This window comes from Pseudomonas sp. TH08, assembly GCF_016651275.1.
Taxonomy (GTDB): Bacteria; Pseudomonadota; Gammaproteobacteria; order Pseudomonadales; family Pseudomonadaceae; genus Aquipseudomonas.
The window spans coordinates 672,188-685,954 of the sequence record NZ_JAEKEE010000002.1 but is presented as its reverse complement, the minus strand read 5'-3'; the positions used below and the strand labels follow the sequence as shown (position 1 = coordinate 685,954).

Annotated in this window: 14 protein-coding genes; 5 read left to right on the top strand and 9 right to left on the bottom strand. The window is 59.1% G+C overall.

The features are described from left to right. Positions 1 to 78 precede the first annotated feature (78 nt). From nth to metG, 7 genes are all read right to left on the bottom strand, one after another. Positions 79 to 717, bottom strand: coding sequence for an endonuclease III (gene nth / locus JFT91_RS12775; RefSeq protein WP_201228331.1), 639 nt, complete (start codon positions 715 to 717; stop codon positions 79 to 81). Next, complete coding sequence (locus JFT91_RS12770; RefSeq protein WP_201232566.1) at positions 714 to 1,295, bottom strand: Rnf-Nqr domain containing protein; 582 nt, start codon at positions 1,293 to 1,295, stop codon at positions 714 to 716. The genes nth and JFT91_RS12770 overlap by 4 nt, the downstream gene beginning before the upstream one ends. Beyond that, positions 1,292 to 1,897, bottom strand: a complete 606-nt coding sequence (locus tag JFT91_RS12765) for an RnfABCDGE type electron transport complex subunit G (RefSeq protein WP_201232565.1) — start codon at positions 1,895 to 1,897, stop codon at positions 1,292 to 1,294. Before JFT91_RS12765 ends, JFT91_RS12770 begins: the two co-directional genes overlap by 4 nt. Next, on the bottom strand, positions 1,894 to 2,877 hold the full coding sequence (locus JFT91_RS12760) for an RnfABCDGE type electron transport complex subunit D (protein WP_201232564.1): 984 nt from the start codon (positions 2,875 to 2,877) through the stop codon (positions 1,894 to 1,896). Before JFT91_RS12760 ends, JFT91_RS12765 begins: the two co-directional genes overlap by 4 nt. Then, positions 2,864 to 4,072, bottom strand: coding sequence for an electron transport complex subunit RsxB (gene rsxB, locus JFT91_RS12755; protein ID WP_201232563.1), 1,209 nt, complete (start codon positions 4,070 to 4,072; stop codon positions 2,864 to 2,866). The genes JFT91_RS12760 and rsxB overlap by 14 nt, the downstream gene beginning before the upstream one ends. Next, positions 4,069 to 4,638, bottom strand: coding sequence for an Rnf-Nqr domain containing protein (locus tag JFT91_RS12750; protein ID WP_201232562.1), 570 nt, complete (start codon positions 4,636 to 4,638; stop codon positions 4,069 to 4,071). The genes rsxB and JFT91_RS12750 overlap by 4 nt, the downstream gene beginning before the upstream one ends. 114 nt (positions 4,639 to 4,752) lie before the next feature. Next, positions 4,753 to 6,804 carry a methionine--tRNA ligase gene (metG, locus tag JFT91_RS12745; protein WP_201232561.1) on the bottom strand — a complete coding sequence of 684 codons (2,052 nt, stop codon included), beginning with the start codon at positions 6,802 to 6,804 and terminating at the stop codon, positions 4,753 to 4,755. Positions 6,805 to 7,125: 321 nt separating this feature from the next. Between metG and apbC the strand changes: the two genes are divergently transcribed. Further along, positions 7,126 to 8,220: an iron-sulfur cluster carrier protein ApbC gene (gene apbC, locus JFT91_RS12740; protein ID WP_201228324.1), complete on the top strand. Its 1,095-nt coding sequence runs from the start codon at positions 7,126 to 7,128 to the stop codon at positions 8,218 to 8,220. A 129-nt stretch (positions 8,221 to 8,349) separates the two neighbouring features. Here the strand turns inward: apbC and JFT91_RS12735 are convergent, their stop codons facing one another. Further along, positions 8,350 to 9,108, bottom strand: coding sequence for an SDR family oxidoreductase (locus JFT91_RS12735; RefSeq protein ID WP_201228323.1), 759 nt, complete (start codon positions 9,106 to 9,108; stop codon positions 8,350 to 8,352). Positions 9,109 to 9,270: 162 nt separating this feature from the next. Here JFT91_RS12735 and JFT91_RS12730 point away from each other — a divergent pair, with 162 nt between their 5' ends. From JFT91_RS12730 to groL, 4 genes are all read left to right on the top strand, one after another. Continuing rightward, entirely contained in the window at positions 9,271 to 10,002 is a 732-nt protein-coding gene (locus tag JFT91_RS12730) for a HugZ family pyridoxamine 5'-phosphate oxidase (protein WP_201228322.1), read from the top strand. Between the two features lie 65 nt (positions 10,003 to 10,067). Continuing rightward, entirely contained in the window at positions 10,068 to 10,553 is a 486-nt protein-coding gene (locus JFT91_RS12725; RefSeq protein WP_201232560.1) for an FxsA family protein, read from the top strand. A 260-nt stretch (positions 10,554 to 10,813) separates the two neighbouring features. After that, the gene (locus JFT91_RS12720; RefSeq protein WP_003227685.1) at positions 10,814 to 11,107 is read left to right on the top strand and encodes a co-chaperone GroES; all 294 of its coding nucleotides are present in this window, start codon (positions 10,814 to 10,816) and stop codon (positions 11,105 to 11,107) included. A gap of 50 nt (positions 11,108 to 11,157) precedes the next feature. Then, entirely contained in the window at positions 11,158 to 12,804 is a 1,647-nt protein-coding gene (groL, locus tag JFT91_RS12715; protein WP_201228320.1) for a chaperonin GroEL, read from the top strand. Positions 12,805 to 13,009: 205 nt separating this feature from the next. Here groL and JFT91_RS12710 read toward each other — a convergent pair whose 3' ends face one another. Further along, the gene (locus JFT91_RS12710) at positions 13,010 to 13,753 is read right to left on the bottom strand and encodes a phosphatase PAP2 family protein (protein WP_201232559.1); all 744 of its coding nucleotides are present in this window, start codon (positions 13,751 to 13,753) and stop codon (positions 13,010 to 13,012) included. Between the last annotated feature and the right edge of the window lie 14 nt (positions 13,754 to 13,767).

Here is a 13,767-nt window from a genome sequence, read left to right as displayed (position 1 = left end):
GGCGCTCCTTATATCGACATTCCAGCAGCGGGTAAAAAAGATTTTTTCAATCGATGAATCAATAAACCTAATAGCCAGTCAATCGTCCGAGGTTTTGCCTTTGTATTCACACAAGTCTTCGATCCGGCAGCTGCCGCAGCGCGGCTTACGTGCCAGACACACGTAGCGTCCGTGCAGAATCAACCAGTGATGGGAGTCGAGCAGGAATTCCTTTGGTACAAACTTCATCAGTTTCTTTTCCACCTCGACCACGTTCTTGCCGGGGGCGATGCCGGTGCGGTTGCTGACGCGGAAAATGTGCGTGTCGACGGCCATGGTCAACTGGCGAAAAGCAGTGTTGAGCACAACGTTGGCGGTCTTGCGTCCCACACCGGGCAGAGCTTCGAGCTCTTCGCGCGTCTGCGGCACTTCACTGTTGTGGCGCTCGACCAATAAGCGGCAAGTCTCGATGACGTTTTTCGCTTTGCTGTTGTACAGACCGATGGTCTTGATGTACTCGGACAATCCTTCAACGCCCAGGGCGTGAATCGCTGCCGGAGTGTTGGCGACCGGAAACAGCTTCGCCGTGGCCTTGTTGACGCCGACATCGGTGGATTGCGCCGAGAGAATCACCGCAATCAGCAACTCGAAGGGCGAGGAGTAGGCCAATTCGGTCTTCGGCTCGGGATTGTCTTCATGCAGTCTGCGAAAGATCTCAAGACGTTTTGCGGCATTCATGGGCGGTGCGATTCCTTGGAAATAGAGTGCGAGCGAGTCCACGCCTGACGGGCCGCAAGGAGCAGGCCCAGAAATATGAAGGCGCCGGGAACCAGCGTCATCAGATGCAGGCCCTCGCTGAATAAAACCAGACCTTGCCAGTGTTCGGATAGTCCGTGACCGAGGCTGCCGTGGCCGATGAGTTCGCGCAGTGCCGCGAGTAGCAGCATCAGCCCGCCGAACAGACCGCAGAGCCTGAAACGGTCGGTCAGCGGTTGGCGAAAGAAGCCATGGCACTCCAGCACCACGCATTGCAAGGCGATCAGACCGATATACAGACTTACCGACTGATGCCACGGCAGAAACCAGCGTTGCGCAAGAATGTCTGCACAACTGGTCAACGTCGCCGCGAGCAGCAGACTGGCCAGCAATGCACTGGTCCCCGTCAGTCGCGAGCGCAGCAGTGCCATGCATGCGCCATAAGCACCCACGACCAGAACGAACATCAGAACCGTTAGCAGCGCGCCAGCCAACGAGCCGGTGGTGCCCAGCAGCAACATCAGCATCAATGAGTTCGCCAGCGTCGCCGATCGGGTCATGGTTCGTTCCCCAGTAACGGCGCACGATGGTCATCAAAGTAACGCAATGCGTCATGAATCGCGTTGATCGCTGCGCGGGAGGTAATGGTCGCGCCGGCCATCTGATCGAATTGGCCCTGATCCTTCTTCAATGCCCAGGCTGCGTCTGCCGGTTCGCTGCTCGATTTGCCGGAAAACGCCGCAAGCCAGGTATTTGGCCAGTCGCCTATGGGCCCGCCCAGCGCCGGAGTTTCGTTTTGCCTGAGGGTTTTCACGCCAAGTAACTTTCCATTGGCATCAATGGCAATCAGCAACTCGATGACGCCTGCATAACCCTGAGTCTGACTCCGCAGCAGGACTGCGACGGTTTGACTGCCCCTGGTCGCGCGATAGCCGCCAGTCAAGGCACTGTGGCTCAACGCAATGTCGGCCAGCGTTAGCGGATGTTCCAGTGGTTGGTTGTCGTAGGCCTCGGCGGGTAGCACGTCGAGCAGTTTGCGGCTGTCGATCAAACGTTGTTCGGCGGCGATCTGTGGCGCATTGAGGTGCTGTACCAGATACGTCGCGCCGAGGCCGATGGCCGCCAGCAAGACCAGCGTCATCACGCGGCTCTTGCGGTTCATGGGCTCACCTGCATCTGGCGGCTGGCGGCAAAACGCTCGAGTGTCGGGACGCATAGATTCATCAACAACACCGCAAACGCGACGCCGTCAGGGTAGCCGCCCCACGTGCGAATCAAATAGGTCAGCAGCCCGACGCCGACGCCAAACAGCAGGCGAGCGAGCGCGCTTCTGGCGCCGGAGACCGGCTCGGTAATGATGAAAAACGCACCGAGCATGGTCGCGCCGCTCAGCAAGTGAAACAGCGGTGACCCATGGGAGTCCGAGCCCGAACCGTTCCAGCACAGCAGGCTGACCACAAACAGGCTGGCGAGCATGCCGACCGGCGCCTGCCAGCCGATCACCCGGCGCTGCAACAAGAACAGTCCACCGGCGAGAAACGCCAGGTTCACCCATTCCACACCGCGTCCACCGAATCGACCGAACGCCGGATTGCTGGCGAACAGCTCATCCATGGTCAGGCTTTTGTTGATGCGCAGACTGTCCAGCGCCGTGGCCTGAACCCAAGCGTCCGGCGCAGAGCCGACGTTGAATACCTGATGCACGGCAGCCACAACATCCATGCCATGCGCCGGCCAATGGGTCATTGGCTGTGCAAACATCAACATCGCCAAGGCGAATCCGAGCATTGCCGGGTTGAACGGATTTTTGCCGACGCCGCCGTACACATGTTTGCCGAGCAACAAACCAGAGGCCATCGCCATTACCGTCAACCACCAAGGGCAATAAGGTGGGAGGGCAGCCGCCAGCAGTGTCGCGCTGACCAGTGCGCTGCCGTCGCTCAATGTTGGCTGTAAAGGTTGGCGGCGCAGACGTGTGACGCCCGCCTCGACGATCAACGCGGTGCTGACCGACAGCATCAAATTGATCAACACGCCCCAGCCGTACAGCGCGAACAAAGTCAGCAGACCCGGCAGCGTGGCGAGCAGCACCAGTTTCATCGCCTGTTGCAGGCGATCGTCGGGTGCCTCAAGGGGTGACATGATCTTGCACCTGGCGCTCGGCGTCTTGCAGACGGGCGCGGGCCTTGTCGAGGGTTTCGGCGGGCGTGTCGGCGCTGCGTTCGAGTTTGTTGAAGTCGGCGCGGGCGTAGGCCAATTCGGTTTTCAACTGGCGAAGCTGGCCGTCGATCGGGCGTTTTTCCACTCGCACAATGTCAGGCACAGGCTGATCACTTGATTCTTCGGCGGAGTGAAGAGCTTGCTCGGCCTCACGCAGTGCCTGTTCCAGTGCGGCAATCTGCTCGGGGGACGCTTCGGCGGTCTGTGCCTTTTTCAATTCGGCGCGACGCATGGCCAACTGGATTTTCGCCCGTTTCAGGTCGGCATCCTTCGCCGGGGCGGGTGCGACCGGAGCCGCGGGTGCGCTGCTTTCGAGTTTCGCCAGCGCCTGCTCGGCCGCTGCAAATTGTTGCTGCAACACGATCAATTGCGACTGCTGCTCAAAGGTCGGCGGATGACCGAAAGCTTTCAGTGACTTGTGCAACTGCGCGCGGCTCATCGCGACATCGATCTTGGCTTTCTTCAGCGCTGCATCCGCGGTGGCGGCTTTTTGTGCGCGCACACGCTCCAGCGCAGCCTGCACGGGGTCAAGCGTAGTGACTTCAGGTTGTGCAGCCTTTTTCGCCCTCGCTTCACGTTCAGTCTGTTTCTGCTGTTCTTCTCGTTGCAGGCGCGCATTACGGCGTTCGAAACGCTGGCGAGCATGGTCGCGTTTGACGGCGCGAGCGCGTTGTTCTTCAAGGCTGAACGCCAGCCCACCCACCACCGGCAATGTGCCGAGTGGCAGTGGATGCATTTCGATGCAATCCACCGGGCACGGCGCGACACACAGGTCGCAACCGGTGCACTCGTCGATCAACACGGTGTGCATCAACTTCGCCGCGCCGACGATGGCATCGATCGGGCAAGCCTGAATGCACTTGGTGCAGCCGATGCATTCGGCTTCACGGATATAAGCGACTTGCGGCGGTGCTGAACCACGGCTGATATCCAGCTCCAGCACTGGAATTTTCAAGAGTTCAGCCAGTGCCGCGATGGTTTCATCACCACCGGGCGGGCACTTGTTGATCGGCTCGCCGTCGACGATGCCTTCTGCGTACGGCTTGCATCCGGGATGGCCACACTTGCCGCATTGGGTCTGCGGCAGGAGCGCATCGATGCGTTGAATCAGACTCATGTTTTGATCAATCCACTGAATCCGAGAAAAATCACTGCGATCAGTCCGGCGCCGATCAGATCGATCGGCAGGCCGCGAAAGGGCAGGGGAATATCGTTGTCGGCCGTGCGTTCACGCAAATCGCAAAACAGGCTCAGTACCAGCCAGAAACCCAGCCCGGCGCCGAGGCTCAGCGCTGTCGCGTGCAGCGGGCCTTGATCGTTTTGCGCATTGATCAGCGCCAGCCCAAGCGCGCCGCCATTGCCCAGCAACAGCGGCCATAACCCGTCGAAGGGCAGGTTTGGCAGCCAGCGCTGCAAGCCGTGCAGCAGCGGCGCAATCAGCAACACGCTCAACGGCAGAAACACGAACAGGCGCAGCGCTTCAAGTTGCAGCGGCACCAGCAACCAATGCCAGATCGCGTAACCGATGACGCCAACGATCATCATCAGACACAGCGTCGCCAGCCCCAGCGCATGTACCTGCTGGCGACGGCCCGCCAACAGCGGATCGATGCCCAGCGGCCAGTGCAACACGAAGTTGTTGAGCAGCGCAGCACTGATGAGCGTAAGCACAAGTTCGGTCATGGTTCTGCCAGCGAAACGGGCGAGTGTCTCTTAAGGTTAGGCATTATCCGGGCGGATATGAAAAATCCCACAGGCATGCGGGGCACGCCTGTGGGATCGATTCACCGCCGAGTGTTACTTGATGCGTTGACCTGGCTTGGCGCCGCTGTCCGGGCTCAGCAGGTAGATTTCCTCACCGCCGGGGCCGGCAGCCATCACCATGCCTTCGGAAATACCGAACTTCATTTTCCGGGGCTTGAGGTTGGCGATCATCATGGTCAGACGACCATCGAGCTTGGACGGATCGGGGTAGGCGCTCTTGATCCCCGAGAACACGTTGCGTTGCTCGTCACCGATGTCGAGGGTCAGGCGCAACAGCTTGTCGGCACCTTCGACGTGTTCGGCTTTGACGATCAGCGCAACGCGCAGGTCGATGGCGGCAAACGCGTCGAAGTCGATTTCCGGCGACAGCGGATCCTTGGCCAGTTCGCCGTTGCCCGCAGGGGCGGCGGCGCCGGTGTCGGTCTGGCTGGCGGTCAGGTCTTCTTTCGAGGCGTCGCTCATGGCTTGCACTTTTACCGGGTCGATGCGGGTCATCAACGGCTTGAACTCGTTGAGCTGATGGTTGGCCAACAGGCTGGTGTGATCGTTCCAGGTCAGCGGGGCGACGTTGAGGAACGCCTCGGCGTCGGCGGCCAGCAACGGCAATACCGGTTTGAGGAAGATCACCAGTTGGCGGAACAGGTTGATGGCGGTGGCGCAGATCGCCTGAACCTCATCCTGCTTGCCTTCCTGCTTGTTCAACGACCACGGCGCCTTGTCGGCGATCCAGGCGTTGGCGCGGTCGGCCAGGGCCATGGTTTCACGCATGGCGCGGGCGAAGTCACGGGCTTCATAAGCGTCGGCAATGCTTGGCGCGGCGGCGAGGAAAGCCTCGGTCAGCTCCGGCGCAGCATTGGTGTCGACCAGCAGGCCGGCGTTGCCCTTCTGGATGAAACCGGCGCAACGGCTGGCGATGTTGACCACTTTGCCGACCAGGTCGGAGTTGACCTTCTGCACGAAGTCTTCGAGGTTCAGGTCGAGGTCATCGACGCCACGGCCCAGTTTGGCCGCGTAGTAGTAGCGCAGGTATTCCGGCGACAGGTGATCCAGGTACGTGCGGGCCTTGATGAAGGTGCCGCGCGACTTGGACATTTTCTGGCCGTTGACGGTCAGGTAGCCGTGCACGTTGATACCGGTCGGCTTGCGGTAGCCGGCGCCTTCGAGCATCGCTGGCCAGAACAGTGCGTGGAAGTTGACGATGTCCTTGCCGATGAAATGGTACAGCTCGGCAGTGGAGTCCTTGGCCCAGAACGCGTCGAAGTCCAGCTCCGGCGTGCGATCGCAAAGGTTCTTGAAACTGGCCATGTAGCCGATCGGTGCATCCAGCCACACGTAGAAGTATTTGCCTGGTTCGCCCGGGATCTCGAAACCGAAGTACGGCGCATCGCGGGAGATGTCCCACTGTTGCAGGCCGGCGTCCAGCCATTCGGCGATCTTGTTGGCCACGGCGTCCTGCAAGGTGCCGCTGCGGGTCCAGGTCTGCAGCATTTGCTGGAAGTCTGGCAGCTTGAAGAAGAAGTGCTGGGAATCCTTGAGCACCGGGGTGGCGCCAGAGATCGCCGACTTCGGATCTTTCAGGTCAGTCGGTGCGTAGGTTGCACCGCATTTTTCGCAGTTGTCGCCGTACTGGTCTTCAGTGCCACATTTCGGGCAGGTGCCCTTGATGAAGCGGTCGGCCAGGAACATTTTCTTTTCCGGGTCGAAATACTGGGTGATCGAGCGCTGGGCGATGTGCCCGGCGTCAAGCAGCTTGATGTAGATCTGGCTCGACAGCTCACGGTTTTCTTCGGCGTGAGTGGAGTGGAAGTTGTCGAAATCGACCAGGAACTCGGCAAAGTCGGCGCTGTGTTCAGCCTGCACGTTGGCGATCAGTTGTTCCGGGGTGATGCCTTCCTTTTCTGCACGCAGCATGATCGCCGAACCGTGGGCGTCGTCGGCGCAGACATAGATGCATTGATTGCCGCGATGCTTCTGGAAGCGCACCCACATATCGGTCTGGATATATTCCAGCATATGGCCAAGGTGAATCGAACCGTTGGCGTAGGGCAGGGCGCTGGTGACGAGGATCTTGCGTGGTTCGGACATGTGGGGCTTCGCTACTTGATGAAACGGAGGTCGGCCACTATAAAGCGCCCGAGTATATTTTTCACCCCTGAGCCGCTGGGTACTTAAGAGCATTTGTGGCGAGGGGATTTATCCCCGATGGGTGGCGAAGCCGCCCCAAAACCTGATACCTCGGTGTATCAGGTACACCGCGTTGAATGGTTTCACGACTGCTGCGCAGCCGAACGGGGATAAATCCCCTCGCCACAAAGGTTTTCCAACTCGAGCAATCTGTTCGCCTCAAATCGATGTCCAGCGTACGATAGCCGTCATCTTTTCCCAGTCTTGTTATCGGAGTTGCCCATGAGCGCCGTCACTCGCGCAGCGGTGGAAGCCGTCCTCAGCCAATACACCGACCCTTACCTGAACCAGGATCCGGTCAGCGCCGGTTGCGTGAAAAACATCGAGATCGTCGGTGACCGCGTCAATGTGCAACTGGAAATCGGCTACGCCGCCGGTCTGTTCAAGAGCGGCTGGGCACAACTGCTGCAACTGGCGATCGAAAACCTTGATGGCGTCGTCGTCGCCAGGGTCGAAGTCAACAGCGTGATTGCCGCGCACAAGGCGCAGGCGCAGATTCCGGGTCTGGCCAACGTCAAAAATGTCGTCGCCGTAGCCTCCGGCAAAGGTGGCGTGGGCAAGTCGACAACCGCCGCCAACCTTGCGCTGGCACTGGCCCGCGAGGGTGCCAAGGTCGGTATTCTCGATGCCGATATCTATGGCCCGAGCCAGGGCATCATGTTCGGCATTCCCGAGCGCACTCGCCCTGAGGTCAAGGATCAGAAGTGGTTTGTGCCGCTCAAGGCCCACGGTGTCGAAGTGATGTCGATGGCTTTCCTGACCGACGACAACACGCCGATGGTCTGGCGCGGGCCGATGGTTTCCGGCGCACTGCTGCAACTGGTTACGCAAACGGCGTGGGGCGATCTGGATTATCTGGTGATCGACATGCCGCCAGGCACCGGCGACATCCAACTGACCCTCGCGCAGAAAGTCCCGGTGGCGGGTGCGGTGATCGTCACCACGCCGCAGGATCTGGCGCTGCTCGACGCGCGCAAAGGCGTGGAAATGTTCCGCAAGGTCAACATTCCGGTACTCGGTGTGGTGGAAAACATGGCCGTGCACATCTGCTCGAACTGCGGGCATGCCGAGCATCTGTTCGGTGAGGGCGGTGGCGAGAAGTTGGCGACCCAGTACGGCGTCGAGCTGCTGGCCTCGCTGCCACTGTCGATGTTGATTCGCGAGCAGGCCGATGGTGGCAAACCGACGGTGATCGCCGAGCCGGACAGCCAGATCGCCATGGTCTATCAGGAACTGGCCCGCCACGTCGGCGCGCGGATCGTGTTGCAGGAAGCGGCAACGCCGGCGATGCCGAACATCACCATCAGCGACGATTGATACCTCAGCAACACCCTGTAGTTGTAGGAGCCGAGCTTGCTCGCGATAGCGGATTAACATTCAACAGATCTGTTGAATGAACCACCGCTTTCGCGAGCAAGCTCGGCTCCTACAGGTTTTGCGCTGCGGTCAGATACGCAAGCCGCCGTCCATCTCCAGGATCCGGCCGGTGTAGTAGTCGTTCTCGAAGATATACGCCGCCGAATGGGCGATCTCCTCCGGCTTGCCCATGCGCTTGAGCGGAATCCCCGAGGTCATCTTCTCCAGCGCTTCGGGCTTCATCCCCAGGGTCATCTCGGTTTCAATGAAACCCGGTGCAATCCCCGCCACCCGAATGCCATAACGGGCCAGTTCTTTCGCCCAGGTCACCGTCGCCGCCGCCACGCCAGCCTTGGCCGCCGAGTAGTTGGTCTGGCCAACATTGCCCGCACGCGAGATCGATGAAATGTTGATGATCGCGCCGCTATTCTTCAGCTCGACCATTTTCGCCGCCACCTCACGGGTGCAGAGGAACACGCCGGTCAGATTGACGTCGATCACCGCTTGCCACTGTGCCAGGCTCATTTTGCTCATTTCGCCGTCCTTGACCTTCAACAGCAGGCCATCGCGCAGGATCCCGGCGTTGTTGATCAAACCGTGAATCGCACCAAAGTCGGCGGCAACCTGAGCAACCATGTGCTCCACTTGTTCTTCATTGGCCACGTTGCACAGATAGCTGCGCGCCTCGACGCCCTTGGCCTTGCAGGCAGCCACCGCGTCGTCGAGTTTTTCCTGATTCAAGTCGACGAGTGCCAGCTTCGCGCCTTTACCGGCGAAATACTCGGCCATCGAACGGCCCAAACCCTGGCAACCGCCAGTGATAATGATTACTTTGTCGTTGAGTTGCATTCGCATGCCCCGATAGCAGGTCAGAGTGGTTTTCCCTCAAGAGAGCCTCTCGATCTGCGCCCGACGTGGCCTGGCTGCACATGAGAACTGCCCCAAAGTGACTGGAACTTATCCCGGTCACCTGTCCGTTTTTACGACGGATTCTATTTAAGGAGTCATAAATTGAGCGTTGAAGTGGCCAAGAATGCCCGAGAATTGCTTCTCAAGGAATACCGCGGGGTGCTGTCGACTCACTCCAAATCGATGCCCGGTTTTCCCTTTGGCTCCGTGGTGCCGTATTGCCTGGACGAGCAGGGCCGACCGCTGATCCTCATCAGCCGCATCGCCCAGCACACCCATAACCTGCAAAAAGACCCGAAATGCTCGCTGCTGGTTGGCGAGCGCGAGGCGGATGATGTGCAAGCCGTAGGTCGCCTGACCTACCTGGCCGAAGCGCAAAAGCTCGAAGACGCTGCGGCAATTGAAGCGGCCGCCGAGCGCTACTACCGCTACTTCCCCGATTCGCAGAACTACCACAAGGCCCACGATTTCGATTTCTGGGTGCTGACGCCCGTGCGGCATCGCTACATCGGCGGTTTCGGCGCGATTCACTGGGTCGATCAACTGACCCTGGCCAACCCGTTCGCCGGCAAGGGCGAGATCAGCATGGTCGAGCACATGAACAGCGACCATGCCAAAGCCATCGCGCACTACGTCGACCTCGCCGGTCTGCCGAAAAGCGTGCCGGCACAAATGGCCGGGATCGACACCGAAGGCATGCACCTGCGCATCGGTCAGGCACTGTACTGGCTGCCGTTCCCAGCGCCTTGTAATACGCCGACACAAGTGCGCGAAGCCTTGGTTTCTCTGGCTCACGCCGAGGTCTGGCCAAAAAATGCAGTGGCCGACGCTTGAATTCACGAAAGGGCGACGTCATCTAAGGCTTACTGCAAGGCATTTCTTGCGTTGAGGAAACTTTGATGCGCCCTTTTCTGTTGCTCTTTCTGCTCTTTCTGCTGTTTCCGGTGCTGGAGCTGTTCGTATTCGTCAAAGTGGCAGGGTCTATCGGGTTTTTCCCGGCCCTGCTGCTGATCATTGTCGGCTCGATGTTCGGCGTGTTCGTGCTGCGCGTCGCCGGCCTGGCCACGGCACTGCGTGCCCGTGAAAGCCTGAACCGCGGCGAACTGCCTGCGCAAACCATGCTTGAAGGTCTGATGCTGGCGCTGGCCGGTGGTCTGTTGATCCTGCCGGGCTTTATCAGCGACGTGGTCGGTCTGGTGATGTTGCTGCCATTCACCCGCCGCCTGCTGGCGAACAAGATGCGCCAGCGCGCCGAAGACCAGGCCATGCGCCAACGCGCGTTCGCCGACGACCTGCAACCGCGGGGCGGTCCTGCTCCGCGCGAGCCTCTGGGCCGCGAAGGCGATGTGATCGAAGGCGAGTTCGAACACCGCGACACCAAGTAACGGCGTTATCGACACGGCACCCTCGGGTGCCGTGTTCATTTGTGGGCTGCTTTTGTAACGAGCCTCGGTGAAATTTTTTTAGCCTCGCCCTTGTAATAAGCTTATGCGCCCTTATCTATCGGTCACCGAAAGGTTTCCGACATTTGAGTCGGACAGACTTCCGCGGCTCGCTAGACGAACCGCAACCGGCGCAGGCCGGATTCGTTAAACCCGCCGGGACTACACCGGCCGATGAAAACCACAATTAGGAGAGATCGACAATGAAGCTTCGTCCTCTGCATGACCGCGTCGTAATCCGTCGCAGCGAAGAAGAAAAGAAAACCGCTGGCGGTATCGTCCTGCCAGGTTCGGCTGCTGAAAAAGCCAACCACGGTGTGATCGTCGCTGCAGGCCCAGGCAAGACTCTGGAAAACGGTGAAGTGCGTGCGCTGGCCGTTAAAGTCGGTGACAAGGTTGTGTTCGGTCCTTACTCCGGCAGCAACACTGTGAAAGTCGACGGCGAAGACCTGCTGGTAATGGCTGAGAACGAGATTCTCGCTGTACTGGAAGGCTGATTTCCCCGCCCATTTTCCCGCTACTACAAAGTATTTAAGGAATATCGATCATGGCTGCTAAAGAAGTTCTGTTTGGCGATTCCGCCCGTAAAAAAATGCTCAAGGGCGTCAACGTCCTGGCTGACGCAGTAAAAGCGACCCTGGGCCCGAAAGGCCGTAACGTGATCATCGAGAAGAGCTTCGGCGCTCCGACCATCACCAAGGACGGCGTTTCCGTCGCCAAAGAAATCGAACTCGAAGATCGTTTCGAAAACATGGGCGCGCAGCTGGTCAAAGACGTTGCCTCCCGTGCCAACGATGACGCTGGTGACGGTACTACTACCGCTACCGTTCTGGCTCAGTCGATCGTCAACGAAGGCCTGAAAGCCGTCGCTGCCGGCATGAACCCGATGGACCTGAAGCGCGGTATCGACAAAGCGACCATCGCTATCGTCAAAGAGCTGAAGAACCTGTCCAAGCCTTGCGCTGACACCAAGGCCATCGCTCAGGTCGGCACCATCTCGGCCAACTCTGACAGCTCCATCGGCGACATCATTGCCGAAGCCATGGAAAAAGTCGGCAAAGAAGGCGTGATCACCGTTGAAGAAGGCACTGGCCTGGAAAACGAACTGTCGGTTGTTGAAGGCATGCAGTTCGACCGTGGCTACCTGTCCCCATACTTCGTCAACAAGCCAGAGACCATGGTTGCCGAGCTGGACAGCCCGCTGATCCTGCTGGTCGACAAAAAGATCTCGAACATCCGCGAAATGCTGCCAGTGCTGGAAGCCGTTGCCAAAGCCGGCCGTCCACTGCTGATCGTTTCCGAAGACGTTGAAGGCGAAGCCCTGGCGACTCTGGTTGTGAACAATATGCGTGGCATCGTTAAAGTCGCAGCCGTCAAGGCTCCAGGCTTCGGCGACCGTCGCAAGGCCATGCTGCAGGACATCGCTGTTCTGACCGGCGGTACCGTTATCTCCGAAGAGATCGGCCTGAGCCTGGAAGCCGCTACCCTGGAAAACCTCGGCAGCGCCAAGCGTGTGACCATCTCCAAGGAAAACACCATCATCGTTGACGGTGCTGGCGTTGAAGCAGACATCCAGGCGCGTATCACTCAGATCCGTGCCCAGGCTGCTGAAACTTCCTCGGACTACGACCGTGAAAAACTGCAAGAGCGTCTGGCCAAGCTGTCCGGCGGCGTTGCAGTCATCAAGGTTGGCGCTGGTTCCGAAGTAGAAATGAAAGAGAAGAAAGCCCGCGTTGAAGACGCCCTGCACGCAACCCGTGCAGCCGTTGAAGAAGGCGTGGTACCTGGCGGTGGCGTTGCGCTGATCCGCGCTCTGCAAACCCTGAACGACCTGAAAGGCGACAACGCTGATCAGGACGTCGGTATCGCAGTTCTGCGCCGCGCTGTTGAAGCACCGCTGCGTCAGATCGCTGCCAACAGCGGCGACGAGCCAAGCGTTGTCGTCAACGAAGTCAAGAACGGCACTGGTAACTTCGGTTACAACGCTGCGACTGGCGAATACGGCGACATGATCGAAATGGGCATCCTGGACCCAACCAAGGTGACTCGTTCCGCTCTGCAAGCTGCATCGTCGATCGGCGGTCTGATCCTGACCACCGAAGCGGCAGTAGCTGACGCGCCGAAGAAAGACGGCGGCGCTGGCGGCGGCATGCCAGACATGGGCGGCATGGGTGGCATGGGCGGCATGATGTAAGCCAGCCTTACCCCTGTAACGCAAAAACCCCGCTGGCTCTCGCCAGCGGGGTTTTTTATTGCCCGGATATCGAACTTCACACATAACCCATGTAGGAGTGAGCCTGCTCCGGGCGGCGTTCCGACGATAGCGGTGTGTCATTCAACATGATTGCGACTGACATACCGCTATCGCGAGCAGGCTCGCTCCTACATGGGATCGTGTTTCAGGCGCTGACGGTTTGTGTTTTTACGACTATTTCAGCCCTCACGGCCGGGCGATACAAGACCCAGTAATACGACCCCAGGCAAATCAGCCAACAGAAAATCGCCGTCCACACATTGTGCGAAAAGAAGTGCGCGCCCTGCATCATTCGACTGATCGAAAACACCGAGCCCAATGCAAAGGCAAAGATAAACGCTTGTTTTGCCAGACGCGGACGACGGTCACGCAACACAAAGAACAGCGCAAACAGTGTGAACCCCGTTGCCGCATGACCACCCGGCCAGCAACGACCAGGTTTGTTGGTCTGCGGCCGATGTTCCATCAGTTTGCTGTAAGTCTCATGGCCGCCGAACTGCTCCAGGCTCCACGGGCACTGCACCGCCGTCACCGCCTTCATCGGCGTGACAAACGACGTCGCCAGGCCCAACGACAGCACGAGGCAACCCAGTTCGCGCTTGAACGGTTTCAATCGTTCGATGAAAAACGAAGCAATAAAACCCAGAACCGCAAATACCGAGAACGCGATCACCACCTCTTTTGCGCGGTCGTGAAGGATGTTCTCGAGGAAGTAACTGTGACGCCCGATGAAGTCTCCGGCCGCCGGGTCGTAAAACATCCGAGCCAGATCCATGTCCAGATCGGTCAGTTCCAGCAAAACCAGAATGATCGCGGCAGCGACGGGAATCCCCAGGCACAACCACAGGTTCAACGGGCGAGGAGTGGGGCGTACAACGCTTGATGACATGACGGATCCTGAAC

Coding starts and splice junctions, on each gene's coding strand:
- nth (WP_201228331.1), bottom strand. CDS start 717: ATGAATGCCGCAAAACGTCTTGAGATCTTTCGCAGACTGCATGAAGAC.
- JFT91_RS12770 (WP_201232566.1), bottom strand. CDS start 1,295: ATGACCCGATCGGCGACGCTGGCGAACTCATTGATGCTGATGTTGCTG.
- JFT91_RS12765 (WP_201232565.1), bottom strand. CDS start 1,897: ATGAACCGCAAGAGCCGCGTGATGACGCTGGTCTTGCTGGCGGCCATC.
- JFT91_RS12760 (WP_201232564.1), bottom strand. CDS start 2,877: ATGTCACCCCTTGAGGCACCCGACGATCGCCTGCAACAGGCGATGAAA.
- rsxB (WP_201232563.1), bottom strand. CDS start 4,072: ATGAGTCTGATTCAACGCATCGATGCGCTCCTGCCGCAGACCCAATGC.
- JFT91_RS12750 (WP_201232562.1), bottom strand. CDS start 4,638: ATGACCGAACTTGTGCTTACGCTCATCAGTGCTGCGCTGCTCAACAAC.
- metG (WP_201232561.1), bottom strand. CDS start 6,804: ATGTCCGAACCACGCAAGATCCTCGTCACCAGCGCCCTGCCCTACGCC.
- apbC (WP_201228324.1), top strand. CDS start 7,126: ATGAGCGCCGTCACTCGCGCAGCGGTGGAAGCCGTCCTCAGCCAATAC.
- JFT91_RS12735 (WP_201228323.1), bottom strand. CDS start 9,108: ATGCAACTCAACGACAAAGTAATCATTATCACTGGCGGTTGCCAGGGT.
- JFT91_RS12725 (WP_201232560.1), top strand. CDS start 10,068: ATGCGCCCTTTTCTGTTGCTCTTTCTGCTCTTTCTGCTGTTTCCGGTG.
- JFT91_RS12720 (WP_003227685.1), top strand. CDS start 10,814: ATGAAGCTTCGTCCTCTGCATGACCGCGTCGTAATCCGTCGCAGCGAA.
- groL (WP_201228320.1), top strand. CDS start 11,158: ATGGCTGCTAAAGAAGTTCTGTTTGGCGATTCCGCCCGTAAAAAAATG.
- JFT91_RS12710 (WP_201232559.1), bottom strand. CDS start 13,753: ATGTCATCAAGCGTTGTACGCCCCACTCCTCGCCCGTTGAACCTGTGG.